The 25,482-nt window shown below is 59.0% G+C and carries 25 protein-coding genes; 21 read left to right on the forward strand and 4 right to left on the reverse strand.

Features of this window, described 5'->3' with window-relative positions:
- Positions 1 to 388: 388 nt before the first annotated feature.
- The 8 genes from puuE to JFU11_RS01175 all read left to right on the forward strand — a co-directional run bounded on the left by puuE (position 389) and on the right by JFU11_RS01175 (position 8,540).
- Positions 389 to 1,315 carry an allantoinase PuuE gene (gene puuE, locus JFU11_RS01140; RefSeq protein WP_201059443.1) on the forward strand — a complete coding sequence of 309 codons (927 nt, stop codon included), beginning with the start codon at positions 389 to 391 and terminating at the stop codon, positions 1,313 to 1,315.
- Positions 1,312 to 1,827 (forward strand): 2-oxo-4-hydroxy-4-carboxy-5-ureidoimidazoline decarboxylase, encoded by a 516-nt coding sequence (gene uraD / locus JFU11_RS01145; protein WP_201059444.1) that lies wholly within the window; start codon positions 1,312 to 1,314, stop codon positions 1,825 to 1,827. The genes puuE and uraD overlap by 4 nt, the downstream gene beginning before the upstream one ends.
- A gap of 90 nt (positions 1,828 to 1,917) precedes the next feature.
- Positions 1,918 to 2,913, forward strand: a complete 996-nt coding sequence (alc, locus tag JFU11_RS01150; RefSeq protein ID WP_123720793.1) for an allantoicase — start codon at positions 1,918 to 1,920, stop codon at positions 2,911 to 2,913.
- A gap of 126 nt (positions 2,914 to 3,039) precedes the next feature.
- Positions 3,040 to 3,543 (forward strand): ureidoglycolate lyase, encoded by a 504-nt coding sequence (locus tag JFU11_RS01155; protein ID WP_007898831.1) that lies wholly within the window; start codon positions 3,040 to 3,042, stop codon positions 3,541 to 3,543.
- Between the two features lie 50 nt (positions 3,544 to 3,593).
- Positions 3,594 to 4,898: a urate hydroxylase PuuD gene (locus tag JFU11_RS01160; RefSeq protein ID WP_123720792.1), complete on the forward strand. Its 1,305-nt coding sequence runs from the start codon at positions 3,594 to 3,596 to the stop codon at positions 4,896 to 4,898.
- A gap of 166 nt (positions 4,899 to 5,064) precedes the next feature.
- On the forward strand, positions 5,065 to 6,423 hold the full coding sequence (locus JFU11_RS01165) for a nucleobase:cation symporter-2 family protein (protein ID WP_201059445.1): 1,359 nt from the start codon (positions 5,065 to 5,067) through the stop codon (positions 6,421 to 6,423).
- A gap of 171 nt (positions 6,424 to 6,594) precedes the next feature.
- Complete coding sequence (locus JFU11_RS01170) at positions 6,595 to 7,380, forward strand: outer membrane protein OmpK (RefSeq protein WP_201059446.1); 786 nt, start codon at positions 6,595 to 6,597, stop codon at positions 7,378 to 7,380.
- A gap of 374 nt (positions 7,381 to 7,754) precedes the next feature.
- Positions 7,755 to 8,540 carry an outer membrane protein OmpK gene (locus tag JFU11_RS01175; protein ID WP_123720789.1) on the forward strand — a complete coding sequence of 262 codons (786 nt, stop codon included), beginning with the start codon at positions 7,755 to 7,757 and terminating at the stop codon, positions 8,538 to 8,540.
- Between the two features lie 118 nt (positions 8,541 to 8,658).
- On the opposite strand, the gene JFU11_RS01180 is transcribed toward JFU11_RS01175, so the two are convergent.
- Positions 8,659 to 9,831 (reverse strand): patatin-like phospholipase family protein, encoded by a 1,173-nt coding sequence (locus JFU11_RS01180; RefSeq protein ID WP_123720788.1) that lies wholly within the window; start codon positions 9,829 to 9,831, stop codon positions 8,659 to 8,661.
- A 35-nt stretch (positions 9,832 to 9,866) separates the two neighbouring features.
- Positions 9,867 to 10,799 (reverse strand): lipid A biosynthesis lauroyl acyltransferase, encoded by a 933-nt coding sequence (locus JFU11_RS01185; RefSeq protein ID WP_201059447.1) that lies wholly within the window; start codon positions 10,797 to 10,799, stop codon positions 9,867 to 9,869.
- 118 nt (positions 10,800 to 10,917) lie between these two features.
- Here JFU11_RS01185 and minC point away from each other — a divergent pair, with 118 nt between their 5' ends.
- From minC to JFU11_RS01220, 7 genes are all read left to right on the forward strand, one after another.
- Positions 10,918 to 11,655: a septum site-determining protein MinC gene (gene minC / locus JFU11_RS01190; RefSeq protein WP_123721244.1), complete on the forward strand. Its 738-nt coding sequence runs from the start codon at positions 10,918 to 10,920 to the stop codon at positions 11,653 to 11,655.
- Positions 11,656 to 11,856: 201 nt separating this feature from the next.
- Positions 11,857 to 12,669, forward strand: coding sequence for a septum site-determining protein MinD (gene minD / locus JFU11_RS01195; RefSeq protein ID WP_050681334.1), 813 nt, complete (start codon positions 11,857 to 11,859; stop codon positions 12,667 to 12,669).
- Positions 12,669 to 12,923 (forward strand): cell division topological specificity factor MinE, encoded by a 255-nt coding sequence (minE, locus tag JFU11_RS01200; RefSeq protein WP_048394400.1) that lies wholly within the window; start codon positions 12,669 to 12,671, stop codon positions 12,921 to 12,923. The genes minD and minE overlap by 1 nt, the downstream gene beginning before the upstream one ends.
- A gap of 179 nt (positions 12,924 to 13,102) precedes the next feature.
- Positions 13,103 to 13,738 (forward strand): RluA family pseudouridine synthase, encoded by a 636-nt coding sequence (locus JFU11_RS01205; protein WP_030131660.1) that lies wholly within the window; start codon positions 13,103 to 13,105, stop codon positions 13,736 to 13,738.
- A 238-nt stretch (positions 13,739 to 13,976) separates the two neighbouring features.
- Positions 13,977 to 15,266 (forward strand): M18 family aminopeptidase, encoded by a 1,290-nt coding sequence (locus JFU11_RS01210; RefSeq protein ID WP_123720786.1) that lies wholly within the window; start codon positions 13,977 to 13,979, stop codon positions 15,264 to 15,266.
- A 128-nt stretch (positions 15,267 to 15,394) separates the two neighbouring features.
- Positions 15,395 to 15,571, forward strand: coding sequence for a hypothetical protein (locus JFU11_RS01215; RefSeq protein WP_167344810.1), 177 nt, complete (start codon positions 15,395 to 15,397; stop codon positions 15,569 to 15,571).
- A 72-nt stretch (positions 15,572 to 15,643) separates the two neighbouring features.
- Positions 15,644 to 17,800 carry a mechanosensitive ion channel family protein gene (locus JFU11_RS01220; protein ID WP_201121213.1) on the forward strand — a complete coding sequence of 719 codons (2,157 nt, stop codon included), beginning with the start codon at positions 15,644 to 15,646 and terminating at the stop codon, positions 17,798 to 17,800.
- Between the two features lie 119 nt (positions 17,801 to 17,919).
- Here JFU11_RS01220 and JFU11_RS01225 read toward each other — a convergent pair whose 3' ends face one another.
- The gene (locus JFU11_RS01225; protein WP_123360108.1) at positions 17,920 to 18,633 is read right to left on the reverse strand and encodes a UTRA domain-containing protein; all 714 of its coding nucleotides are present in this window, start codon (positions 18,631 to 18,633) and stop codon (positions 17,920 to 17,922) included.
- Positions 18,634 to 18,983: 350 nt separating this feature from the next.
- Between JFU11_RS01225 and JFU11_RS01230 the strand changes: the two genes are divergently transcribed.
- The 6 genes from JFU11_RS01230 (at position 18,984) to JFU11_RS01255 (ending at position 24,385) form a co-directional block, all read left to right on the forward strand.
- Entirely contained in the window at positions 18,984 to 20,048 is a 1,065-nt protein-coding gene (locus tag JFU11_RS01230; RefSeq protein ID WP_123720784.1) for an ABC transporter substrate-binding protein, read from the forward strand.
- Positions 20,049 to 20,260: 212 nt separating this feature from the next.
- Positions 20,261 to 21,067 (forward strand): alkaline phosphatase family protein, encoded by an 807-nt coding sequence (locus tag JFU11_RS01235; protein WP_123720783.1) that lies wholly within the window; start codon positions 20,261 to 20,263, stop codon positions 21,065 to 21,067.
- A gap of 5 nt (positions 21,068 to 21,072) precedes the next feature.
- Positions 21,073 to 21,909 carry an ABC transporter permease subunit gene (locus JFU11_RS01240; RefSeq protein WP_187326435.1) on the forward strand — a complete coding sequence of 279 codons (837 nt, stop codon included), beginning with the start codon at positions 21,073 to 21,075 and terminating at the stop codon, positions 21,907 to 21,909.
- Positions 21,896 to 22,696 (forward strand): ABC transporter permease, encoded by an 801-nt coding sequence (locus tag JFU11_RS01245; protein WP_123720781.1) that lies wholly within the window; start codon positions 21,896 to 21,898, stop codon positions 22,694 to 22,696. The genes JFU11_RS01240 and JFU11_RS01245 overlap by 14 nt, the downstream gene beginning before the upstream one ends.
- Entirely contained in the window at positions 22,693 to 23,697 is a 1,005-nt protein-coding gene (locus tag JFU11_RS01250; protein WP_201059449.1) for an ABC transporter ATP-binding protein, read from the forward strand. Before JFU11_RS01245 ends, JFU11_RS01250 begins: the two co-directional genes overlap by 4 nt.
- Positions 23,698 to 23,731: 34 nt before the next feature.
- A complete protein-coding gene (locus tag JFU11_RS01255; RefSeq protein WP_201059451.1) occupies positions 23,732 to 24,385 on the forward strand; it encodes an HAD family hydrolase in 654 nt (217 codons plus the stop codon).
- A gap of 106 nt (positions 24,386 to 24,491) precedes the next feature.
- On the opposite strand, the gene JFU11_RS01260 is transcribed toward JFU11_RS01255, so the two are convergent.
- Positions 24,492 to 25,454, reverse strand: a complete 963-nt coding sequence (locus JFU11_RS01260; protein WP_201059453.1) for a zinc-binding dehydrogenase — start codon at positions 25,452 to 25,454, stop codon at positions 24,492 to 24,494.
- Positions 25,455 to 25,482 lie beyond the last annotated feature (28 nt).

The raw sequence follows: 25,482 nt of genomic DNA on the forward strand, positions 1-25,482 counted from the left end.
CGAAGTCAGTTGAAAAGGAGACCGCACCGTTTCGGAGCACGAAAAGCTGCGGCGAGCGACTGATTAAGACATTTTTAATAAAAATTGTACACAATAAAAACGACATTTTTACCGCTGCCACCGTCATTCAGCCTTTGGCAGCGAATCTTGCGCCGAACCATAAGATCAGAGGACCTTCTATCCATTAGCTGACCAGTCAGGCAGGTTTCTTGCTGTACCCTTCAAAGTAGACAGTCAGTGAAAAATGCAAAAAATCAGGCTTACAAAGTGAATATAAAGTTGTATACAATCACTCCATCGCTGTGACGCCAGCCTGCCCTCTCATCGCCAGGCCGCCACACACACCCTGACTTTGAATAAGTCGACACGAACAAGAAGGAAGACTGCAGTGAGCGCTGACTATCCACGCGACCTGATCGGTTACGGCAGTAACCCTCCTCACCCACACTGGCCGGGCAATGCCCGCATCGCGCTGTCCTTCGTGCTCAATTACGAGGAAGGTGGCGAGCGCAATATCCTGCACGGCGATAAAGAGTCCGAAGCTTTCCTCTCGGAGATGGTCTCGGCGCAGCCGCTGCAAGGCGAGCGCAACATGAGCATGGAATCCCTTTACGAGTATGGCAGCCGTGCCGGCGTCTGGCGGATTCTGAAACTGTTCAAGGAATTCGACATTCCGCTGACGATCTTCGCCGTGGCCATGGCCGCCCAGCGCCACCCGGATGTGATCCGCGCCATGGTCGATGCAGGCCACGAAATCTGCAGCCACGGCTATCGCTGGATCGACTACCAGTACATGGACGAAGCGCAGGAACGCGAGCACATGCTCGAAGCGATCCGCATCCTCACCGAAATCACCGGCGAGCGCCCACTGGGCTGGTACACCGGCCGCACCGGCCCGAATACCCGTCGGCTGGTGATGGAAGAAGGCGGTTTCCTCTACGACTGTGACACCTACGACGACGACCTGCCCTACTGGGAACCGAACAACCCGACCGGCAAGGCGCATCTGGTGATTCCGTACACCCTGGACACCAACGACATGCGCTTCACCCAGGTCCAGGGCTTCAACAAGGGCGACGATTTCTTTGAATACCTGAAAGACGCGTTTGATGTGCTGTACGCCGAAGGCGCCGAGGCTCCGAAAATGTTGTCGATCGGCCTGCACTGCCGCCTGATCGGCCGTCCGGCGCGCCTGGCCTCGCTCAAACGCTTTATCGAATACGCTAAAAGTCATGAACAGGTGTGGTTCAGCCGTCGCGTCGACATCGCCCGTCACTGGCACGAAACCCACCCGTATCAAGGGGCCGCGAAATGAGCCACTTCCAAACCCTGAAGCCCTCGACCCTGAGCCGCGACGCGTTTGTCGCCGCCTTCGCCGACATCTACGAGCACTCGCCATGGGTGGCCGAGAAGGCCTTCGACCTGGGCCAGGACGCTTCGATCGACGAGATCGAAACCCTGCACCAGCGCATGAGCGACATCTTGTTGAGCGCTGATCACACAAGCCAACTGGCCCTGATCAACGCTCACCCGGACCTGGCCGGCAAAGCCGCCGTCCAGGGCCAGCTTACCGCAGCCAGCACTGAAGAACAGTCTGGCGCGGGTATTCACCAATGCACGGCCGAAGAGTTCCAGCGCTTCACCGAGCTGAACGACGCCTATAAGACCAAGTTCAAGTTTCCCTTCATCATGGCGGTAAAAGGCAGCAACCGGCATCAGATCCTCGCGGCGTTCGAAATGCGCATTCACAACTCGGTCGACACCGAATTCAAATGCGCGCTGGCGGAGATCAACAAGATCGCGTTGTTCCGATTACTGACCCTATAAGCGAGCTTGGCCCGAGTGCTCTTAAACGCGAAAAGTACCCAGGGCCCTGCAAGCATCCCAAGCCAACTTATTTAAAGGCAGACAAGAAGAATGAAAGCTTACGCCGTACCTTTCGAGAAGTTCGTCAACCTGGCCGACGCCCGCCTGGGCACCAAAATCATCTCGGTCACCGATGACTGGTTCGCAGATGCCAACCGTCTGTTCCAACCGACCCCGGCCGTGTGGAAGGAGGGCGTGTTCGATGACAACGGCAAGTGGATGGACGGCTGGGAGTCGCGCCGCAAGCGCTTCGAAGGCTACGACAGCGCGGTGATCCGCCTGGGCGTACCGGGCTCGATCAAAGGCGTGGACATCGACACTTCATTCTTCACCGGCAACTTCCCGCCGTCGGCTTCCCTGGAAGCCTGCTTCCTGACCTCCGGCGAGCCGGACGAAAACACCCAGTGGACTGAAGTGCTGTCGGCCGTCGAGCTGCAAGGCAACAGCCACCACTACCACGAAATCACCAACGACCAGGCCTTCAGCCACCTGCGTTTCAACATCTACCCGGATGGCGGCGTCGCCCGTCTGCGTGTGTACGGCATTCCGTTCCGCGACTGGTCAGCTGTGGGCGACAACGAACAGGTCGACCTGGCCGCAGCTCTGAACGGTGGCCGTGCGCTGGCCTGCTCCGACGAACACTTCGGCCGCATGAGCAACATCCTCAACCCGGGCCGTGGCATCAACATGGGCGACGGCTGGGAAACCGCACGTCGTCGTACGCCGGGCAATGACTGGGTGATCGTCGCGCTGGGTCATGCCGGCGAGATCGAGAAAGTCATCGTCGACACCCTGCATTTCAAAGGTAACTACCCGGACACCTGTTCGATCCAGGGTGCATTCGTGAAGGGCGGCACCGACAGCCAGATCGAAACCCAATCGCTGTTCTGGCGTGAACTGTTGCCAAGCCAGAAGCTGGAAATGCACGCCGAACACACCTTCGCCGAGCAGATCAAGGCGCTGGGCCCGATCACCCACATCCGCCTGAACGTGTTCCCGGATGGGGGCGTGAGCCGCCTGCGGGTATTGGGCAAGGTCGCTAAATAAACGTCGCCCCCAATCGCGGGCAAGCCCGCTCCCACAGGTTTTGCGAATGCCACAATTCATGTGGGAGCGGGCTTGCCCGCGATGGCGATAGAACAAACAACACAGAATTTGGATAAGAAGACCAGCATGCGCACATTGACGATTGAACCGCTGACCAAAGAAGCCTTCGCCCCTTTCGGTGACGTGATCGAAACCGACGGCAGCGATCACTTCATGATCAACAACGGTTCGACCATGCGCTTTCACAAACTGGCGACGGTGGAAACCGCTACGCCAGAGGACAAGGCGATCATCAGCATCTTCCGCGCCGACGCGCAGGACATGCCGCTGACCGTCTGCATGCTGGAGCGTCACCCGCTGGGCAGCCAGGCTTTCATTCCGCTGCTCGGCAACCCCTTTCTGATCGTGGTCGCGCCACTTGGCGATGAACCTGTATCAGGCTTGGTCCGCGCCTTCGTCACCAACGGCAGGCAGGGCATTAATTACCATCGCGGCGTTTGGCACCACCCGGTGCTGACGATCGAAAAGCGGGATGACTTCCTGGTGGTTGATCGCAGTGGCACAGGCAATAACTGCGATGAGCATTTTTTCAAAGAGGATGAGCGTTTGATCCTCGCCCCCCACCAATAAGAGAAGGTCTGATCACTCGACGACAGAGTGACAGGCGAGAGGTAAAGACTGTGGAAGCACATCTGTTGGAATGGCTGAACCTGAGCGTGCGCTGGGTTCACATGATTACTGGCGTGGCCTGGATCGGCGCGTCGTTCTATTTCGTCTGGCTGGAGAACAACCTCAATCGGGTCAACCCGAAAAACGGGCTGGCGGGCGATTTGTGGGCGATCCACGGCGGCGGTATCTATCACCTGGAAAAATACAAACTGGCTCCACCGACCATGCCCGACAACCTGCACTGGTTCAAATGGGAAGCCTACTTCACTTGGCTGTCGGGGGTCGCGCTGCTCTGCGTGGTGTTCTACTCCAACCCGACGCTGTACTTGCTGGCACCGGGAAGCACCCTGAGCGGCCTTGAAGGCGTGGCCATCGGTCTGGGCTCGCTGTTCATCGGATGGTTTGTCTACTCCTTTCTCTGCGACTCGGCCCTGGGCAAACGCCCTGCCCTGCTCGGCTTCATCCTGTTCGTGCTGATCATTGGCGCCGCTTACGGCTTCAGCAAAGTGTTCAGCGGTCGTGGTGCGTACCTGCACGTCGGCGCGATCATCGGCACCATCATGGTCGGCAACGTGTTCCGCATCATCATGCCGGCGCAGCGCGCCTTGGTGGCGGCGATCGCCGAGAACCGCACGCCCGATCCGGCCCTGCCGGCCAAAGGCTTGCTGCGTTCGCGTCACAACAACTACTTCACCTTGCCGGTGCTGTTCATCATGATCAGCAACCACTTCCCGAGCACCTACGGCAGCCAATACAACTGGCTGATCCTGGCCGGGATCGCGGTGCTGGCGGTGTTGGTGCGTCACTACTTCAACACCCGTCATGACAGCCACAAATTCGCCTGGACCCTGCCCGTTGCGGCGGTCGGCATGATCTGCCTGGCCTACGTGACCGGGCCGGCGCCGATGTCCAGCGCACCTGAAGTGGCCAAGGCGCCTGGGACCATCGAGTACCAGCCGTTGCCGGAAACAGCCCTGGGCGGTGGCAAGAACCCGGCTGAAGCTGCACCGGCGGCGGCCCCTGAAACTGCACCCGCCCAGGCATCAAATGCCGGTCCTGCCTTCGACAAGGTGCACGACGTGATCCAGGAACGCTGCACGGTCTGCCATTCGGCCAAACCTACCAGCCCGCTGTTTAGCGCGGCGCCGGCTGGCGTGATGTTCGATACCCCCGAGCAGATCAAGCTCCAGGCCCCGCGCATCCAGGCCCAGGCTGTTGCCAGCCAGATCATGCCACTGGGCAACATCACCCAGATGACCCAGCAGGAACGTGACCTGATTGGTGCGTGGATTGTTCAGGGGGCCCAAACCCAATAAGTAGCAAAAGCATCGCGGGCAAGCCCGCTCCCACAGGGTTTGCATTGCCTGTGTGGGAGCTGGCTTGCCTGCGATTGGCCGCAACGCGGTCCACCTGATTAGAAAACAGCTGCCAGCAGCACTGCGGCTGTAAATCACAAGAATAAAAAAAGATCCGAGGTGTTGCATGTCCGAGCTATCCGAAGCCCGCATCCCCGACGCACCCGCCATTCAGCGCTTACCCCTTTTGCAACTGATCCTGGTCGGTCTGCAACACGTTCTACTGATGTACGGCGGAGCCATTGCGGTGCCGCTGATCATCGGGCAGGCCGCGGGGCTGAGCCGTGAAGAAATCGCCTTTCTGATCAACGCTGACCTGCTGGTGGCTGGCATCGCCACTATCGTCCAGTCGCTGGGCATTGGCCCGATGGGCATTCGCATGCCGGTGATGATGGGCGCCAGTTTCGCCGCGGTCGGCAGCATGGTGGCCATGGCCGGGATGCCTGGCATCGGTCTGCAAGGGATTTTCGGCGCAACCATCGCCGCCGGTTTCTTCGGCATGCTCATCGCGCCCTTCATGTCCAAAGTCGTGCGTTTCTTCCCGCCGCTGGTGACCGGCACCGTCATCACCTCGATCGGTTTGTCGCTGTTCCCCGTGGCCGTGAATTGGGCCGGCGGCGGTGCTGACGCGGCTCAGTTCGGTTCTCCTGTTTACCTGGCCATCGCGGCATTGGTACTGGCTACGATTCTGTTGGTCCATCGTTTCATGCGCGGTTTCTGGGTCAACATTTCGGTGCTGATCGGCATGTGCCTGGGCTACATCATCTGCGGCGTAATCGGCATGGTCGACCTCAGCGGCATGGCCCAGGCGCCGTGGCTGCAGATCGTCACGCCACTGCATTTCGGCATTCCGCAATTCCACCTCGCGCCGATCCTTTCGATGTGCCTGGTGGTGGTGATCATCTTCGTCGAGTCCACCGGGATGTTCCTGGCGCTAGGTAAAATCACGGGGCAGGACGTCACGCCACGGATGCTGCGTCGTGGCTTGCTCTGCGATGCCGGCGCTTCGTTTTTCGCCGGCTTCTTCAACACTTTCACCCACTCCTCTTTCGCCCAGAACATCGGTTTGGTGCAGATGACCGGCGTGCGTTGCCGTTCAGTGACCATCGTCGCCGGCGGCTTGCTGGTGGTGCTGAGCCTGCTGCCGAAAGCGGCATTCCTGGTGGCATCGATTCCACCTGCGGTACTGGGCGGCGCGACCATTGCGATGTTCGGCATGGTCGCCGCCACCGGGATCAAGATTCTTCAAGAGGCCGATATCGGTGACCGTCGCAACCAATTGCTGGTGGCGGTGAGCATCGGCATGGGGTTGATTCCGGTGGTCCGTCCGGAGTTCTTCGCCCACCTGCCAATGTGGATGAGCCCGATCACCCACAGCGGCATCGCCATGGCCACGCTGAGCGCCCTGGCGTTGAACCTGTTGTTCAACATTCTTGGCGGTCACGAACGCGCGGACATCAACGACTGCCACGCGCACCCGCACTAATCGAACCGGCGAACAGGCTTCCTGTGGCGAGGGGGCTTGCCCCCGTTGGGTCGCGAAGCGGCCCCGGCATCCTCTCAAGCAAACAGCATTCACCTGTTTTACGACTGCCTCGCAGCCGAACGGGGGCAAGCCCCCTCGCCACAAAACAATAAAAACAAGAGGGAGCAACAGATGATTCGGACAAAAACCAGCGTGCTGTTGGGCACTGGCCTGTTGGCCGCGAGCCAAGCCATGGCCGGGGATTTGCTGCTGTGGCAGACCAACAGCCTGAGCTATCTGTATGGCAAGGATTTCGCGGTCAACCCGTCAATCCAGCAGACGATAACCTTTGAGCACGCCGACCGCTGGAAGTACGGCGACAACTTCCTGTTCGTCGACAGCACTTACTACAACGGCGAGAAAGACCGGAATAAAGGCGTTCACGCCTATTACGGCGAGTTCAGTCCGCGCCTGTCTTTCGGCAAAATCCTCGACCGCCGTTTCGAATTCGGCCCGATCAAGGACGTGTTGCTGGCCATGACCTACGAGAATGGCGAAGACGACACTGAGGCCTATCTGATCGGCCCCGGTTTCGACCTCGCAGTACCGGGCTTCAATTTTTTCACCTTGAACTTCTACTATCGCCAGACCGAAGGCTCGCGTCCCGGCGACGATGTCTGGCAGATCACGCCGGCCTGGTCCTACACCCTGCCATTGGGCAACTCGAACCTGTTGATCGACGGCTACATCGACTGGGTCGTGGATAACGACCAGAACTCACAGGGCACCTACCACGCCAACCTGCACCTGAACCCGCAGATCAAATACGACCTGGGGAAGGCTTTGGCCTGGCGGGAGAAACAGGTGTACGTCGGCGTCGAATACAGCTACTGGAAAGACAAATACGGCATCGAAAACAACGCCAACCTCGACACTAATGAGAACACCACCAGCCTGCTGATGAAGGTGCATTTCTAGATGATCCGCAACCGTGCTCCAAACCTGTCGTCGGTGCGCTGTTGCGGGGCACTTGAGACCTGGCCAAGGAGTCAGTATTCTCCGCGGCCGCCCGAATCTGGTCTAAAAAAAGCCCGGATTTAATTCCTGACCAGAAAGCCAACTTACCCCGGCGCTGGACGGTACCAAGGCACTCCAAAACCACTCTCAATCGACTGCTCTTGAGCCGCCGAACGGGAGTTTTTTGGCTTTTTAAAAGCCTTGGCTCAGCTCTTGCTAACAGCACTGAAGCTGACCGATTGGATGATTTTTTACAGCTAAAGAAAAAGGCGCCACACCAGAGCGCCGACCTTAGAAAAATAACGTGGAACCACCTACTTTTTGGGAGCAACCGAATGAAACGTACGTGCACCAGCCTGATGCTTGCGGGATCCTTGTTGGCCGGGGGCCAGGCAATGGCCGGCGACTTGCTGCAATGGCAGAACAACAGCCTGACCTACCTCTATGGCAAGGACTTCCAGGTCAACCCGCGCATTCAGCAAACCGTCACCTTCGAGCACGCCGATGCCTGGAAATACGGCGACAACTTCGTGTTCGTCGACAAGATTTTCTACAACGGCAAGGAAGACAGCGGCGTCGGCTCGAACACCTATTACGGCGAAATCAGCCCGCGCTTGTCGTTTGGCAAGATCTTCGACCAAAAACTGGAGTTCGGCCCGGTCAAAGACGTGCTGCTGGCCATGACGTACGAATTCGGTGAGGGCGATACCGAGTCCTACCTGATCGGTCCTGGTTTCGACCTGGCGATTCCCGGGTTCGATTACTTCCAGCTGAACTTCTACCAGCGTCACACCGAGGGCAGTCGCCCGGGTGACAACGTCTGGCAGATCACCCCGGTTTGGTCCTACACCATTCCAGTGGGCGATTCGAACATCCTGATCGATGGCTTCATGGACTGGGTGGTCGACAACGACCAGAACAGCAAAGGCACCTACCACGCCAACCTGCACTTCAACCCACAGATCAAATACGACTTGGGCAAAGCCCTGAACATAGGCGAGAAGCAGTTGTACGTCGGTGTCGAGTACGACTACTGGTCAGACAAGTACGGGATTAAGGACAGCCAGTACTTCAAGACCGATCAGAGCAACACGAGCTTCCTGGTGAAGTTCCACTTCTAATCGTAAAAGCTTCGCGGGCAAGCCTCGCTCCCACAGGTTTTGTGTCGTTCACATCATCGGCGAACGACACAAAACCTGTGGAAGCGAGGCTTGCCCGCGAATTGCCGCACCGTAAATCTCAAGCCGAAACCGCAGGCTCCACCAACCCCAGAAACCGGCACAGCTCATCCCGCTTGGCCAACGCATCGCGCCGGCCCAGATCAATCAGCTCGCTGCAATACCCCGCCTCAAACAGCAGATAACTCAGCACCCCCGCCCCGCTGGTCTTGGTCGCCCCCGGCCCGCGCAAAAACAGGCGCAAGGCCGCCGGTAATTCCTGGCGATGCCGCGCCGCAATTTCATCGATCGGCTGACTCGGCGAAATCACCAGCACGTCCACCGGCGCTGCTCCCAATGCACGACTCGGTGTGCCGTCGGGCAGCAGATGGCTGAACTGATTCAGACGCTGCAGCAACTCGATGTCACTTTCCAGGCTGTCAATGAATGTACTGTTGAGCATGTGCCCGCCGATTTGTGCCAGGGTCGGCTGCTGACCGGTGTAGGCGCGTTGCAGCGGCTGTTCCGGATCGACCCCGCGCGGGTTGCCGCTGACGCCCACCACCAGCACGCGACTGGCACCCAGGTGCAGGGCCGGACTGATCGGTGCCGATTGGCGTACCGCGCCATCGCCAAAATATTCTTCGCCGATTTTCACCGGTGCAAACAGTAATGGAATCGCCGAACTGGCCAGCAAATGATCGACGCTCAATTGGGTCGGCACGCCGATTCGCCGATGGCGCAACCAGGACTCGATGGTGCCACCGCCCTGATAAAACGTGACGGCCTGACCGGACTCATAGCCAAACGCCGTGACCGCCACCGCCTTCAATTGCTTTTGCGCGATAGCCTCGGCAATCCCGGGCATGTGCAGTTTGTCGTTGAGTAAACCGCGTAGCGGCGAGCTGTTGAGCAGGGCCACAGGCACCGGAGCGCCAATCCCCATCAGATTGTGACTGACAAAACGGGTGGCTTGATGGATCACCCCAGGCCAGTCGCTGCGCAGTACCAGATGGCTGCGGAAACCTTGCCAGAAGGCGGTCAGACGCTGAATCGCGCCGCGAAAGTCCATTGCCCCACTGGCCAGGCTGACCGCGTTGATCGCGCCGGCCGAGGTGCCGACGATCACCGGAAACGGATTCGCCGCGCCCACCGGCAGCAGCTCGGCAATCGCCGCCAGCACACCCACCTGATAAGCCGCCCGAGCCCCGCCGCCGGAAAGTATCAACCCTGTAACCGGTTCAGCAGAACTCATCGCAACACTCCATGGTGCTTAAAGGGATCGGTGACTCAACCGCGTTTGGCGTACAGCTTCGGTTCGCCCGGTGGTCGGCTCTTGAAGCGGCGATGTGCCCAGAGGTATTGCTCCGGACATTCGCGCAACGTACTTTCGACCCACTGATTGATCCGAATGCAGTCAGCCTCTTCCGTCTCGCCGGGAAAGCCCTCGAGCGGCGCATGAATCACCAACCGATAACCACTGCCGTCAGCCAGGCGTTGCTGAGTGAACGGCACTACCAGCGCCTTGCCCAGCCGCGCGAACTTGCTGGTGGCGGTGACGGTCGCCGCCTGAATCCCGAACAACGGCACGAAGATACTTTGCTTGGCGCCGTAGTCCTGATCCGGTGCGTACCAGATCGCTCGGCCTGCCCGCAGCAGTTTGAGCATGCCACGCACGTCGTCGCGCTCCACCGCCAGCGAGTCAAGGTTATGCCGCTCGCGGCCACGACGCTGGATGTAGTCGAACAGCGGATTCTTGTGTTCGCGGTACATGCCATCGATGGTGTGCTGCTGACCGAGCAGCGCCGCGCCGATCTCAAGCGTAGTGAAATGCACGGCCATCAGAATCACGCCCTTGCCGTCGCGCTGGGCCTGCTGCAAATGTTCCAGGCCTTCGACATGGGCCAGTTTCGCCAGACGCTTGCGCGACCACCACCAGCTCATGGCCATCTCGAAGAAGGCGATGCCGGTGGAGGCGAAGTTTTCCTTGAGCAGACGCTTGCGCTCGGCAGCGGTCTTTTCAGGGAAACACAGCTCAAGATTGCGCTTGGCAATGCGCCGTCGGTCGCCGGCCACTCGATACATCAATGCACCCAAGACGCGACCGGCCGACAGCAACGCCGGATACGGCAGCTGCACAATCAGCCACAAAAGCCCCAAGCCACACCACAGCGGCCAGAAACGTGGAGAAAGAAATGCTGTTCGAAAACGCGGGCGATCCATTAAAGGTTCCGTCAAGACAGTGGCCGCGCATTCTACATCGTTCGACCCGGCTTGCGGCCTGCGGGCGTTCTCGTTATAAGTCTCGGCACTTTTAGTGACAAGCCGTTGTATGCCAACCATGAGCCAAACCGAACCGCTAGACCAAGATCCCGTGTTCCAGTTGAAGGGCAGCATGCTTGCCATTACGGTGCTGGAACTGGCCCGTAACGACCTTGAGAACCTTGATCGACAACTGGCCGCCAAGGTCGCCCAAGCGCCCAACTTCTTCAGCAACGCGCCGCTGGTACTGGCCCTGGACAAACTCCCGGCCAGCGAAGGCTCGGTCGATTTGCCGGGGCTGATGCGCATCTGCCGCCAGCATGGCCTGCGCACCCTGGCGATCCGTGCCAGCCGCATTGAAGACATTGCCGCCGCCATTGCGGTCGATCTGCCGGTGCTGCCGCCGTCCGGCGCCCGTGAGCGACCGCTCGACCCGATCGAAGGCACTGTTGCGAAAAAACCGGAAAAACCACCGGAACCGACCATCAAACCGACCAAAATCATTACCTCGCCGGTACGCGGTGGCCAGCAGATTTATGCCCAGGGTTGCGATTTGGTGGTGATTTCGTCGGTCAGCCCGGGGGCGGAACTTCTCGCCGATGGGAACATCCATGTATACGGCGCGATGCGCGGTCGTGTCTTGGCCGGCGTCAAAGGTGACACGAAAGCCAGGATTTTCTGTCAGCAAATGACCGCTGAACTGGTCTCCATCGCCGGCCACTACAAGGTTTCCGAGGATTTGCGTCGTGATCCATTGTGGGGCGCGGGCGTACAAGTCAGCCTGTCGGGCGACGTGTTGAACATCATTCGGCTTTAACGGATACTGCCGCATTTTCCAAGCATCTCTAAAACGTAGCGAAAACGGCTCAAACGAAGTAGGAAAAAGGCTAAAAGCAGTGTTTACCGGGGGTAAGCGCCGCTCAGAACCGGATTCCAGCCAAGGCTGTCCGACTGCAGTAGTTTTTCAAGAGATGTTTTTCAGGGGCTAAACGTCCTTTTTCCTTAGGGGTAAAACACCTTGGCCAAGATTCTCGTGGTTACATCCGGCAAGGGTGGTGTGGGTAAGACCACCACCAGCGCCGCTATCGGTACCGGCCTCGCTCTGCGTGGTCACAAAACAGTTATCGTCGACTTCGACGTCGGTTTGCGTAACCTCGACCTGATCATGGGTTGCGAGCGCCGCGTGGTGTATGACTTCGTCAACGTGGTAAACGGCGAAGCCAACCTGCAACAGGCTCTGATCAAAGACAAGCGTCTGGAAAACCTCTACGTACTGGCCGCCAGTCAGACTCGCGACAAAGACGCGCTGACCCTGGAAGGCGTGGAAAAAGTGCTGATGGCACTTAAAGAAGACTTCGAATTCGTGGTCTGCGACTCCCCGGCGGGCATCGAGAAAGGCGCCCACCTGGCCATGTACTTCGCTGATGAAGCGATTGTAGTGACCAACCCGGAAGTCTCCTCCGTACGTGACTCGGACCGCATGCTGGGCCTGCTGGCCAGCAAATCCCGTCGCGCCGAGAACGGCGAAGAGCCGATCAAGGAACACCTGCTGCTGACCCGCTACAACCCTACACGCGTGAGCAACGGCGAAATGCTCGGCGTCGAAGACGTCAAGGACATCCTCGCGGTGACCCTGCTGGGCGTGATTCCAGAATCGCAGGCAGTCCTCAAAGCCTCCAACCAGGGCGTGCCAGTGATTCTCGACGACCAGAGCGACGCCGGTCAGGCGTACAGCGATGCCGTCGATCGTCTGCTGGGCAAAACCGTGGACCATCGTTTCCTCGATGTCGAGAAGAAGGGATTCTTCGAGCGACTTTTTGGAGGTAGGTAATGAACCTTTTTGACTTCTTTCGTGCCAACAAAAAGCCTAATACCGCCTCGGTAGCGAAAGAGCGTCTACAGATCATCGTGGCGCATGAACGCGGCCAGCGCAGCACGCCGGATTACCTGCCAGCCTTGCAGAAGGAACTGGTGGAAGTGATCCGCAAGTACGTCAATATCGGGTCCGATGACGTGCACGTCGCTCTGGAAAACCAGGGCAGCTGCTCGATTCTGGAACTCAATATCACCCTGCCAGATCGCTGAGTCGATCCGGCGGGAGCCACGGCGGCTCAGAACCTTCGAGCCTGTGTAGGAGCTGCCGCAGGCTGCGATCTTTTGATCTTGTTTTAAAAGCAAAATCAAAAGATCGCAGCCTGCGGCAGCTCCTACATGGACAGTGAAGGTTCTGAGCCGCCGTTGGCGTTTGTTACGAGGCTGTTTTAATGCCGTTGTCCAACATCCGCATCATCCATCAGGACGCCGCCGTACTGGTGGTCGACAAACCGACCCTGTTGCTCTCCGTCCCTGGCCGGGCCGATGACAACAAGGACTGCCTGATTACGCGTCTGCAAGAAAACGGCTACCCGGAAGCACGAATTGTTCATCGGCTGGACTGGGAAACTTCCGGCATCATTCTGTTGGCCCGTGACCCGGACACTCATCGCGAGCTGTCTCGGCAATTTCACGACCGCGAAACCGAAAAGGCCTACACCGCCCTGTGCTGGGGACAACCGGAACTGGACAGCGGCAGCATCGATCTGCCCCTGCGCTATGACCCGCCGACCAAGCCACGCCATGTGGTGGACCATGAGTTCGGCAAGCATGCCTTGACCTTCTGGCGTGTGCTGGAGCGTTGTGGCGACTGGTGCCGCGTCGAGCTGACGCCGATCACCGGCCGCTCTCACCAGTTGCGCGTGCACATGCTGTCGATAGGTCACCCGCTGTTGGGTGATGGGCTCTATGCCCATGAGCAAGCCTTGGCTGCCTGGCCACGACTTTGTTTGCACGCCAGCATGCTCAGCTTCACTCATCCCCAGACGGGCGAACGCCTGCGATTCGAGTGCCCTGCGCCGTTTTAACGGTCGATGAGCATGCTTTTGTGGCGAGGGGGCTTGCCCCCGTTCGGCTGCGAAGCAGTCGTATATCCTGCAGATACGGTTAGCCGGTTTCAGGAGTGCTTCGCACTCCAACGGAGGCAAGCCCCCTCGCCACAAAAGCTCCCTCACCACATTGAGTCTCACTCTGCACGCGTAATCGCCCGCCGCACTTTGCGCTTTCAATACGTTAAACTGGCGCCACTGCTGTCTGGAGCTACTTATGCGCGAAGAGTTGAACCAAGGCCTGATCGACTTCCTCAAGGCCTCCCCTACCCCATTCCATGCCACTGCCAGCCTTGTTCAGCGTCTGGAAGCGGCCGGTTTTATGCGCCTCGACGAGCGCGAGCCTTGGAGCACCGAAGCCAACGGTCGTTACTACGTCACCCGTAACGACTCTTCAATCGTCGCGTTCAAAATGGGCCGTCATTCGCCCCTGCACGGCGGCATTCGTCTGGTCGGCGCGCACACCGATAGCCCGTGCCTGCGGGTCAAACCCCAGCCGGAACTGCAACGCCAGGGCTTCTGGCAACTGGGTGTCGAAGTGTATGGCGGTGCACTGCTGGCGCCGTGGTTCGACCGCGATCTGTCTCTGGCCGGCCGCGTGACGTTCCGCCGTGATGGCAAGGTCGAGAGCCAATTGATCGACTTCAAGGCACCGATCGCGATCATTCCGAACCTGGCCATTCACCTCAACCGCGAAGCCAACATGGGCTGGGCGATCAATGCCCAGACCGAACTGCCGCCGATCCTCGCGCAATTCGCCGGTGACGAGCGTGTGGACTTCCGCGCCGTGCTCACCGATCAACTGGCCCGCGAACATGGCCTGAACGCCGACGTGGTGCTCGATTACGAGCTGAGCTTCTACGACACCCAAAGCGCCGCGGTCATCGGCCTGCATGGCGATTTCATTGCGGGCGCGCGCCTGGATAATTTGCTGTCGTGCTACGCCGGCCTGCAAGCTTTGCTGACGACCGAAACCGACGAAACCTGCGTGCTGGTCTGCAACGATCATGAAGAAGTCGGTTCCTGCTCGGCCTGTGGCGCCGACGGCCCGATGCTTGAGCAAACCCTGCGTCGTCTGTTGCCTGAAGGGGACGAATTCGTACGGACCATTCAGAAATCCCTGCTGATCTCGGCCGACAACGCCCACGGCGTGCATCCGAACTATGCCGACAAGCACGATGCCAACCACGGCCCGAAACTCAATGCCGGCCCGGTGATCAAGGTCAACAGCAACCAGCGCTACGCCACCAACAGCGAAACCGCCGGTTTCTTCCGCCATTTGTGCATGGCTGAAGAAGTACCGGTGCAGAGCTTCGTGGTCCGCAGCGACATGGGCTGCGGTTCGACCATCGGCCCGATTACCGCCAGCCATCTGGGCGTGCGCACCGTGGACATCGGCCTGCCGACGTTCGCCATGCACTCGATCCGCGAGCTGTGCGGCAGCCATGACCTGGCGCACCTGGTCAAAGTGCTGAGCGCGTTCTACGCCTGCCGCGAATTGCCGTAGTCCTTGGTGATTAAAAGGTAACTCTTGTGGCGAGGGAGCTTGCTCCCTCGCCACGATGATCTTCATCACCTCCGCTCGTCCGAAAGCCGCCTAGACTTGCAATACCCCTCTCCGACAAGGCTGTCACCATGATCTCGATGTCATCATTCCACTCCATGCTGATCCCGATTCTTTCCGGGATGATCATGCTGGCCATCGGCTTCAACTTTCGCGACAAGAACGTTGGTGTATTCGCGATGTGGGTTGGCATGCTGATGATCCTCGCCACCGTGATCTACAAGATCCTCGCCAAACTCAACGAATAAATCCTCGTACCTGGCTCGCATTGATTTTGACGGCCTCGTACACTCGGCCGATTCGTTCATCCGAGGTTGACCGTGTTCGCTCGTCTTTTTGCCCTCCCGTGTTTGTTCCTTGTCTGCCTGATGACATTGCTGCCGATGGCACCTGCCCAGGCGGTCAGTTTGCCGGGTCTGCTCAATGGCTCGGCGAAAACCCAGCCGCAAGCACAAGAGCCACTGGGGCAATCGCTGGACGAAGTCATTAAGTCTCTGGAAAACGATCAGCAGCGCGCCCAGCTGCTGACGGACCTGAAAAAACTTCGCGACGTCACCCAAAAGGCTCAGCCGACCACTGAACAAGGCGTGCTGGGATTGATCGGCGGCACTCTGGCCGGTTTCGAAAAGCAATTTTCCGGCGCCGACAGTCCCCTCAATCGCTGGTCCGAAGAGGTCGATCTGGCCAAGGATGAACTGGCGGCGCTGATGCTGCCGGCCAATGAATGGCTGCCAATCATCTTCGCGTTCGCTGTGATCCTGATGGTCTGGAGCCTGCTGGCCGCCGCCCTGATCTGGCTCGGCCACCGAGTGCGTATGCGCTTCGGCCTGACCGAAGAATTGCCGCAACACCCCAAGGCGCTGGACATGCTGCGCTTCGCCTTGCGCAAACTCGGGCCGTGGTTGATTGCCTTGGTCATGACGGTTTACATGACCTACGCCCTGCCTTCGTCATTGGGCAAAAGCCTGGCCATGGTGCTGGCTTATGCGCTGGTCGTCGGTACTTGTTTCTCGGCGATCTGCGTCATCGCATTTTCCGTGCTGGATGGCCCGCATCGCCATCGTGCCTTGTACATCCTGCGGCATCAGGCTTTCCGCCCGTTGTGGCTGATCGGCAGTTTCGCCGCCTTCGGTGAAGCCCTGAGCGATCCGCGTCTGGTTGAAAGCCTCGGCAGTCACCTGGCTCACACAGCAGCGACATTCGCCAACGTGTTGGCAGCGATCTTCACCGGTTTTTTCATTCTGCGTTTCCGTCGGCCCATCGCACATTTAATCCGCAACCAGCCGCTGTCCCGGCGCCTGACTCGTCGAGCCTTGAGCGACACGATCGAAATTCTCGGCACCTTTTGGTATCTGCCGGCGCTGGTGCTGGTGGGCATTTCGCTGTTCGCCACCTTCGTCTCCGCCGGCGACACCAGCACGGCCCTGCGTCAGTCACTGATCTGCACCGTGCTGCTGGTGTTGTGCATGGTCATCAACGGGTTGGTGCGCCGCCATTCACTCAAACCGCAGCGCAGCGTAAAGCGCCATGCACTGTATTCGGACCGCTTGAAAAGCTTCTTCTACACCCTCGCCCATCTGCTGGTGTGGCTGGCATTCATCGAACTCGGCCTGCGCGTCTGGGGCATGTCGCTGATCCGCTTCACCGAAGGCGAAGGTCATGAAGTCAGCGTCAAACTGTTCAGCCTCAGTGGCACGCTGATTTTTGCCTGGTTGATCTGGATCCTCAGCGACACCGCCGTGCATCACGCCCTCACCCGCTCGCGCAAAGGCCTGGCCAATGCCCGCGCGCAGACGATGATGCCGCTGATCCGCAACGTGCTGTTCGTAGCAATATTCATCATTGCGCTGATCGTCGCCCTGGCGAACATGGGCATGAACGTCACGCCGTTGCTGGCCGGTGCCGGCGTGATCGGTCTGGCCATCGGTTTCGGCGCGCAGTCACTGGTGGCTGACCTGATCACCGGGCTGTTCATCATCATCGAAGACTCCCTGGCCATCGACGACTATGTGGACGTCGGCGGCCACCTGGGCACGGTCGAAGGCCTGACCATCCGCACCGTGCGCCTGCGGGACATCGACGGCATCGTTCACACCATTCCGTTCAGCGAAATCAAAAGTATCAAGAACTACTCCCGGGAATTCGGTTACGCGATCTTCCGGGTGGCGGTGCCCTCCAACATGGACATCGACGAGGCGATCAAACTGATGCGCGAAGTCGGCCAGAAAATGCGCACCGACCCGCTGCAACGGCGAAACATCTGGTCGCCGCTGGAGATTCAAGGGGTAGAAAGTTTCGAATCCGGCAACGCGATTCTTCGCGCACGGTTCAAGACCGCGCCGATCAAACAGTGGGAAGTTTCCCGGGCGTTCAACCTGTCGCTCAAGCGACATCTGGATGAAGCCGGGCTGGATCTGGCGACGCCGCGGATGAGTGTCCACGTTGCCACGGCGACAGGTGGGCCGCAGAAAGAATAGCCTTGGCTGTCAGGCCGCCATCGCGAGCAGGCTCGCTCCCACATGGGTTTTGTGAACGACATAGATCCATTGTGGGAGCGAGCCTGCTCGCGATGGCGGCGACTCGGTTTTACTGCGAACTAAACCACATCCACCCCGACATGAATCGCATCATGGCGCCAGAACTCCAGGTCACAGTCGATCAGTCGTTGATGTTGATCGTAATTGACCCGCGCAATCCGCAACCCCGGGCTGCCCACCGATACCCGTAAAGCCGCCGCAGCGTCCACCGACAACGCCGTCGGCACGATCTCGAAACGCACCCGCCCGTAATGCAAGTCGTAATGCCGGGCATACAGTTCGGTCATCGACTGATTCAGATCGAAATCCAGAATCCCCGGGAAAAACTGCGGGTTCAAGTAGTGCTCCACATACAGCACCAATCGCCCGTCAATCCGTCGCGAGCGGCAGATCTGGATCACGCTCGACAGCGCCGGCAACTGCAACCAGGCACACACCGCCGCCGACGCCGGTTGCAACCGCGCCGAGATCACCTCGGTGGACGGCACCCGCCCCTGCGCACTGACCATCGCGTGAAAGTGGCTGCGCTGCATCAAGTTATAAGCCAGCCGGGGTGGCGATACGAACCAGCCGCGTCGCTCCTCGCGATAAATCTGGCCCTGGGCCTCCAGTTGCAATAACGCCTCACGCACGGTGATCCGCGTAGTACCGAACAACTCACTGAGCTTGCGCTCTGCCGGCAACTTGCTCCCGGGCGCCAACAAGCCGTGGTCGAGCTGTTCCTGCAGAACCTGCCCGATGGCTGTCACCGCTTTGGTTGTCTCGATGCGCATCAACGTTACCTATCTGGACTAGACCAGCACTGATTCAGGGCAGAACCATGATTCAAATCGGTTCCTTCAACTGCCTGCAAGCCTAGGCACTGCACATGACTGACAGATGACAAAGCCGCCGAACGGTTGCTCCAGACACCTGCAATTTTATGGCCAAGTCCCTTTCATATCAGCTCTTTAGCCATGGTCTACGCTTATCTCGCACCCCGCGTATCCGAGCGCAGAAAATTCAGGCCGACCGGTCGTCGACATCAAAATGTCATCCAACCCGCCTAAATTGGCTCAGGTATTGCTGACCTAGACCAACACAACCGCAATCGCAGCGTTGAAAACGCCCAAAGGAGCTTCGGATGAAACAGTTTTTCCTGGCATCACTGTTAGGCTCGACCATTGCCCTGTGCACCACCGCCATGGCGGCGGATGATCTGAAAACCCTGGAAGCCGCTGCGAAAGCGGAAGGCGCAGTCAACAGCGTCGGCATGCCCGATGACTGGGCCAACTGGAAAGGCACCTGGGAAGACCTGGCCAAGAAATATGGCCTGAAACACATCGACACCGACATGAGCTCGGCTCAGGAAATCGCCAAGTTCGCCGCCGAAAAAGACAACGCCAGCGCCGACATCGGCGACGTCGGTGCCGCCTTCGGCCCGATCTCGGTCAAGCAGGGCGTGGTACAACCTTACAAGCCAACTACCTGGGAACAGATTCCGGATTGGGCCAAGGATAAGGACGGTAACTGGGCGCTGGCCTACACCGGCACCATCGCGTTTATCGTCAACAAAAAACTGCTGCACGGTTCTGAAGCACCGACCAAATGGGCCGACCTCAAGACTGGCAAGTACAAAGTCTCTATCGGTGACGTGAGCACCGCAGCCCAGGCTGCCAACGGTGTACTGGCCGCAGCCCTCGCCAACGGTGGTGACGAGAAAAACATTCAGCCAGCCCTGTTGCTGTTCGCTGACATCGCCAAGCAAGGCCGCCTGTCCATGGCCAACCCGACGATCGCCACCATGGAAAAGGGTGAAATCGAAGTCGGCGTGGTCTGGGACTTCAACGGTCTGAGCTACAAGGCCAAGATGGCGAATCCGGATGACTACATCGTGCTGATTCCATCCGACGGCTCGGTGATTTCCGGTTACACCACCATCATCAACAAATACGCGAAGAACCCGAACGCCGCCAAGCTGACCCGCGAATACATCTTCAGCGATGCCGGCCAAATCAACCTGGCGAAAGGCAACGCCCGTCCGATCCGCGCCGAACACATCAAACTGCCGGAAGATGTGAAGGCCAAGCTGCTGCCTAACGAGCAGTACAAAAAGGTTACGCCAATCAAAGACGCCGACGCATGGGAAAAGACCTCCAAGTCGCTGCCACAGAAGTGGCAGGAAGAAGTCATCATCAACATGCCGTAACACGGTAGATCCCCATTCGGGGATCTGATGGAGATCCATTGTAGGAGCGGGCCTGTGGCGAGGGGGCTTGCCCCCGTTGGGCCGCGCAGCGGACCCAGTATCTGCGAGCGCTGCGCACTCGAACGGGGGCAAGCCCCCTCGCCACACAAGCCCGCTCCCCCAGGGGATTGGTTGCGTACTTGAATCATCTGTTTTCGCGGAGTCCCAGCCCTATGAAGCACAACGTCATCCTTGTCGTGCTCGACGGCCTCAATTACGAAGTCGCGCGCCACGCCATGGGGCATCTGCAGGCTTACGTTGGCGCAGGACGCGCGGCACTCTACAAGCTGGAGTGCGAACTGCCGGCCCTGTCCCGACCACTTTATGAATGCATCCTGACCGGCGTTACGCCGATCGTCAGCGGTATCGTTCACAACAACGTCTCACGCCTGTCCAACCAGCGCAGCATCTACCACTACGCCACCGATGCCGGCCTGAAAACCGCCGCCGCGGCCTATCACTGGGTCAGCGAGTTGTATAACCGTTCGCCGTTCGTGGCCGCCCGGGATCGTCATACCGACGACCCCAAACTGCCGATCCAGCACGGTCATTTCTACTGGAGCGACCACTACCCCGACTCGCACCTGTTCGCCGACGCGGAAAACTTGCGTCTGCGCCACGCGCCGGACTTTTTATTGGTCCACCCCATGAACATCGACGACGCCGGGCACAAGCACGGCCTCGACACCCCGCAGTATCGCAATAGCGCTCGCTCAGTCGACATCATCCTCGCCGATTACCTGCAAGGCTGGCTCGACGCCGGTTACCAGGTGCTGGTGACGGCTGACCACGGCATGAACAACGACCGCTCGCACAACGGCCTGTTGCCCGAAGAACGCGAAGTGCCGCTGTTCGTCCTCGGCGATGCCTTCAGCTTCAACCAAAACGCCGCACCGAAACAGACCGAAATCTGCGGCACCGTCTGCGAACTGCTGGGCGTGCCCCACGACAAACCTGTGTGCCGGGAGCTGCTCAAGTGAACGCCATGACCCGTGGTAAATGGCTGGCCGTTCTGTGCCTGGTGCCCTTCGCGATTTTCTTCTTCGTGTTCCAGATTGCCCCGCTGCTCTGGGTGATGATCAACAGCCTGCAATCGGAAGAATTCGGCTGGGGCCTGGCCAACTTCAGCAAAATCTTCAACTCGAAGTTCTATTTGCAGGCGATCCAGCACAGCCTCGAGATCAGTTTCTGGTCCAGCGTGTTCGGCATCATCATCGCCATACTCGGCGCCTACTCCCTGCGCCGGGTCGACTCGAAACTGCGCAACTTCGTCAACGCCTTCGCCAACATGACCAGCAACTTCTCCGGCGTGCCACTGGCCTTCGCGTTCATTATTTTGCTGGGGTTCAACGGCACCTTCACCATCATGCTCAAACAGGCGGGGATCATTCAGGATTTCAACCTGTACTCGAAAACCGGTCTGATCATTCTCTACACCTACTTCCAGATTCCCTTGGGCGTGCTGCTGCTCTACCCGGCTTTCGACGCCCTGCGCGAAGACTGGCGTGAGTCCGCCGCGTTGCTCGGTGCCAACGGCTGGCAATTCTGGCGACACATCGGTTTGCCGGTGCTGACCCCAGCGCTGTTGGGGACTTTCGTGATTCTGCTGGCCAACGCCCTCGGTGCGTACGCCACGGTCTACGCCCTGACCACCGGCAACTTCAACGTGTTGCCGATCCGCATCGCGGCAATGGTCTCTGGCGACATTTCCCTCGACCCGAACCTGGCCAGTGCCTTGGCCGTGGTGCTGGTGGCGTTGATGACCCTGGTGACCATCGTGCATCAGCTGCTGTTGAAGAGGAGCTACCATGTCTCGCGTTGAACTGGGCCCCGTCGGTGTCTATCACCGCGTCGTGGCGTATTTGTTGTTTGCCATTCTGCTGTTGCCGCTGCTTGGAACGCTGATCTACTCGATCTCCACCAGTTGGTCTGCGACGATTATGCCCAGCGGTTTCACCTTCAAGTGGTACATCCAGCTGTGGAGCGATCCGCGTTTTCTCGACGCGTTCGGTCAGTCGTTGCTGGTCTGCGTCGGCTCGCTGATTTTGTCGGTGGTGCTGATTCTGCCGCTGCTGTTTGTGGTGCATTACCACTTCCCGAAACTCGACGCTTTGATGAACATCCTGATCCTGCTGCCCTTCGCGGTGCCGCCGGTGGTGTCGTCGGTGGGGCTGTTGCAGCTTTACGGTTCGGGGCCGTTCGCGATGGTCGGCACGCCGTGGATTCTGATCGGTTGCTACTTCACCGTGGCGCTGCCGTTCATGTACCGGGCAATCACCAACAACCTGCAAGCGATCAACCTGCGCGACCTGATGGACTCCGCGCAACTGCTCGGCGCCAGCACTTGGCAAGCGGCATTCCTGGTGGTGCTGCCGAACCTGCGCAAGGGTTTGATGGTGGCGTTGCTGCTGTCGTTCTCGTTCCTGTTCGGCGAGTTTGTGTTCGCCAACATTCTCGTCGGCACCCGCTACGAAACCCTGCAGGTCTACCTCAACAACATGCGTAACAGCAGCGGCCACTTCACCAGTGCGCTGGTGATCTCCTACTTCTTCTTTGTGCTGGTTCTGACCTGGGCTGCCAATATCTTGAACAAGGACAAAAGCGAATGAGCTACGTGAGCGTCCAACATCTTCAAAAAAGCTACTCTCAAATAGGGCAGTCCGGCACCACGGTGTTCAGCGACATCAACTGCGAAATCAAGAAAGGCGAGTTCGTCACCCTCCTCGGTCCGTCCGGTTGCGGCAAGTCCACCCTGCTGCGTTGCATCGCCGGCCTGACTTCGGTGGATGGCGGCAAGATTCTGCTGGAGGGTCAGGACCTCGTCCCGCTGAGCCCGCAAAAACGCGGGATCGGCATGGTGTTCCAGAGTTATGCGCTGTTCCCGAACATGACCGTGGAGCAGAACGTCGCCTTCGGCTTGCGCATGCAGAAGGTCAACGCCGACGATAGCCACAAGCGCGTCACCGAAGTACTGACACTGGTGGAGCTCAATGACTTCGCCGCCCGTTACCCGCATCAACTGTCCGGTGGCCAGTGCCAACGTGTCGCCCTGGCTCGCTCGCTGGTGACCCGGCCTCGGTTGTTGTTGCTGGATGAGCCGCTATCGGCACTGGATGCGCGGATTCGCAAGCACCTGCGCGAACAGATCCGTCAGATCCAGCGCGAACTGGGGCTGACCACGATCTTCGTCACTCACGATCAGGAAGAAGCCCTGACCATGTCTGACCGAATCTTCCTGATGAATCAGGGAAAGATCGTACAGAGCGGCGATGCCGAAACCCTCTACACCGCGCCAGTCGATGTTTTTGCCGCAGGCTTCATCGGCAACTACAACTTGCTGGATGCCGACAGCGCCAGCAAGCTGTTGCAACGACCGATAACCCATCGCCTCGCCATTCGCCCGGAAGCCATCGAGCTGAGCCTGAACGGCGAACTCGACGCGCAGATTCGCAGCCACAGCCTGTTGGGCAACGTCATTCGCTATCGGGTCGAAGCCCGGGGCGTGGAATTGGTGGTGGATGTGCTGAACCGTTCGGCGGCTGACCTGCATCCCGATGGTCAGCGCCTGGCGCTTTCCATCGATCCGACGGCCCTGTGTGAGGTAGCCTGATGACTTTGCTGATGTTGAAGAGAGAACTGCACTGATGGCCCTGGCAATTTTTGATCTGGACGAAACCCTGATCCACGGCGACTGCGCCACCCTTTGGAGCGAGCAAATGGGTCGCTTGGGCTGGGTCGATCCCGAGTCGTTCATGCGTCAGAACAACGAACTGATGGACGCTTACAGCCACGGCAAGTTGCGGATGGAGGAGTACATGACCTTCAGTCTGGAACCGATGATCGGTCGCACGCCGGAAGAAGTCGACCATCTGGTCGGACCTTGGGTGGAAGACTTCATCGAGCCGATCATCTTCAGCAACGCCACCAAAGCCATTGCCGCCCACCGCAAGGCCGGCGACCGGATCCTGGTGATCTCGGCTTCGGGCACACATTTGGTCAAGCCGATTGCCGACCGCCTGGGCATCGACGAGATTCTCGGCATCGAGCTGGAACTGCTGCACGGGGTGTACAGCGGCAACACCGTTGGCACCCTGACCTACCGCGAAGGCAAGATCACCCGGTTGCTGGAATGGCTGGATGCCGAAGAGGAAAACCTGGAAGGCGCGAGTTTCTATTCCGATTCACGCAACGATTTACCGCTGCTGCTGAAGGTGGATTTCCCACACGTGGTGAATCCGGATCCGGTGCTGCTTGAGCACGCCGAAAAGGCCGGCTGGCCGATCCATATCTGGAAGTAATCCAAATCCTGTGGGAGCGGGCTTGCCCGCGATTCAGGCGACGCGGTGTGTCTTTCATACCGAGTCATCGTTCATCGCGGGCAAGCCACGCTCCCACAGGTGAGTGTCAAACCAGGCTGTCGTCGATCACCAACACCAGTTTGCCGGACACCTTATTGGTCGCCAGTTCCGCAAACGCCGCTTCGGCATCCTTGATCGCAAATGTCTTGGCCAGTTGCGGGCTCAAACGCCCTTCGGCGAACAGCGGCCAGACATGCTGGCCAAGATCACTGAACAAATCGGCCTTGAACTGCTCGTCGCGACTGCGCAGGGTCGAACCCAGCAGTTGCACCCGCTTGGCCAGTACCTGTGCCAAATCCAGCTGCGCCTCACGACCGCCCATCAAGCCGATCAGCACCCAACGACCATCGCGAGCCAGCAGCTTGAGGTTCAACGCCGCATAGTTGCCACCCACCGGGTCCAGGATCACGTCGAACGGCGCAAGATCATTCAAGCTATCCAGATCGCCATTGCGCACTACGCCACCCTGTGCGCCCAACGCTTCGCAGTAAGCCAGACGCTCGGCAGAACCGACGCTGACCCAGCACGGGTTACCAAACGCCTTGCACAGCTGAATGGCAGCTGAACCGATTCCACTCGCTCCGGCGTGCAGGAGAACTTTCTCACCCGGTTTGAGCGCAGCCAGTTGAAACAAATTCAGCCAAACGGTCGCATACACTTCCGGCAATGCTGCCGACTCGGCCAGAGACAAACCTTCGGGAACCGGCAACACATGCCGTCCGTCGACAACTACCTCTTCGGCCATCCCACCCCCGGCCAGCAAGGCGCAAACCCGATCGCCGACCTGCCAGGAGGAGCCCGGGCCAACCTCGCTAATCACCCCGGAACACTCAAGACCCAGTACTTGACTGGCCCCCGGCGGTGGCGGGTAAAGTCCTGCTTTCTGTAACAAATCGGCGCGATTGAGTCCTGCTGCCGCTACTCGGATGCGAACTTGTCCTACATCGCACGTAGGACTCGGCTCTTCAACCCACTCCACTCGCCCCTCAACGCCTTGCAATGCTTTCACAGTGCCTCCATAGTGAGTCTGGACTGAG

This window comes from Pseudomonas sp. TH37 (genome assembly GCF_016650735.1).
Classification (GTDB): domain Bacteria; phylum Pseudomonadota; class Gammaproteobacteria; order Pseudomonadales; family Pseudomonadaceae; genus Aquipseudomonas; species Aquipseudomonas farris.

Excerpts from the sequence above, each read along its gene's own strand:
- JFU11_RS01180 (WP_123720788.1), bottom strand. The coding sequence starts at position 9,831 with ATGAGTTCTGCTGAACCGGTTACAGGGTTGATACTTTCCGGCGGCGGG.
- JFU11_RS01210 (WP_123720786.1), top strand. The coding sequence starts at position 13,977 with ATGCGCGAAGAGTTGAACCAAGGCCTGATCGACTTCCTCAAGGCCTCC.
- JFU11_RS01230 (WP_123720784.1), top strand. The coding sequence starts at position 18,984 with ATGAAACAGTTTTTCCTGGCATCACTGTTAGGCTCGACCATTGCCCTG.
- JFU11_RS01250 (WP_201059449.1), top strand. The coding sequence starts at position 22,693 with ATGAGCTACGTGAGCGTCCAACATCTTCAAAAAAGCTACTCTCAAATA.
- JFU11_RS01235 (WP_123720783.1), top strand. The coding sequence starts at position 20,261 with ATGAAGCACAACGTCATCCTTGTCGTGCTCGACGGCCTCAATTACGAA.
- alc (WP_123720793.1), top strand. The coding sequence starts at position 1,918 with ATGAAAGCTTACGCCGTACCTTTCGAGAAGTTCGTCAACCTGGCCGAC.
- JFU11_RS01155 (WP_007898831.1), top strand. The coding sequence starts at position 3,040 with ATGCGCACATTGACGATTGAACCGCTGACCAAAGAAGCCTTCGCCCCT.
- JFU11_RS01205 (WP_030131660.1), top strand. The coding sequence starts at position 13,103 with ATGCCGTTGTCCAACATCCGCATCATCCATCAGGACGCCGCCGTACTG.
- JFU11_RS01175 (WP_123720789.1), top strand. The coding sequence starts at position 7,755 with ATGAAACGTACGTGCACCAGCCTGATGCTTGCGGGATCCTTGTTGGCC.
- JFU11_RS01185 (WP_201059447.1), bottom strand. The coding sequence starts at position 10,799 with ATGGATCGCCCGCGTTTTCGAACAGCATTTCTTTCTCCACGTTTCTGG.
- JFU11_RS01255 (WP_201059451.1), top strand. The coding sequence starts at position 23,732 with ATGGCCCTGGCAATTTTTGATCTGGACGAAACCCTGATCCACGGCGAC.
- JFU11_RS01215 (WP_167344810.1), top strand. The coding sequence starts at position 15,395 with ATGATCTCGATGTCATCATTCCACTCCATGCTGATCCCGATTCTTTCC.
- JFU11_RS01170 (WP_201059446.1), top strand. The coding sequence starts at position 6,595 with ATGATTCGGACAAAAACCAGCGTGCTGTTGGGCACTGGCCTGTTGGCC.
- JFU11_RS01245 (WP_123720781.1), top strand. The coding sequence starts at position 21,896 with ATGTCTCGCGTTGAACTGGGCCCCGTCGGTGTCTATCACCGCGTCGTG.
- uraD (WP_201059444.1), top strand. The coding sequence starts at position 1,312 with ATGAGCCACTTCCAAACCCTGAAGCCCTCGACCCTGAGCCGCGACGCG.
- minC (WP_123721244.1), top strand. The coding sequence starts at position 10,918 with ATGAGCCAAACCGAACCGCTAGACCAAGATCCCGTGTTCCAGTTGAAG.
- minE (WP_048394400.1), top strand. The coding sequence starts at position 12,669 with ATGAACCTTTTTGACTTCTTTCGTGCCAACAAAAAGCCTAATACCGCC.
- JFU11_RS01165 (WP_201059445.1), top strand. The coding sequence starts at position 5,065 with ATGTCCGAGCTATCCGAAGCCCGCATCCCCGACGCACCCGCCATTCAG.
- JFU11_RS01240 (WP_187326435.1), top strand. The coding sequence starts at position 21,073 with ATGACCCGTGGTAAATGGCTGGCCGTTCTGTGCCTGGTGCCCTTCGCG.
- JFU11_RS01225 (WP_123360108.1), bottom strand. The coding sequence starts at position 18,633 with ATGCGCATCGAGACAACCAAAGCGGTGACAGCCATCGGGCAGGTTCTG.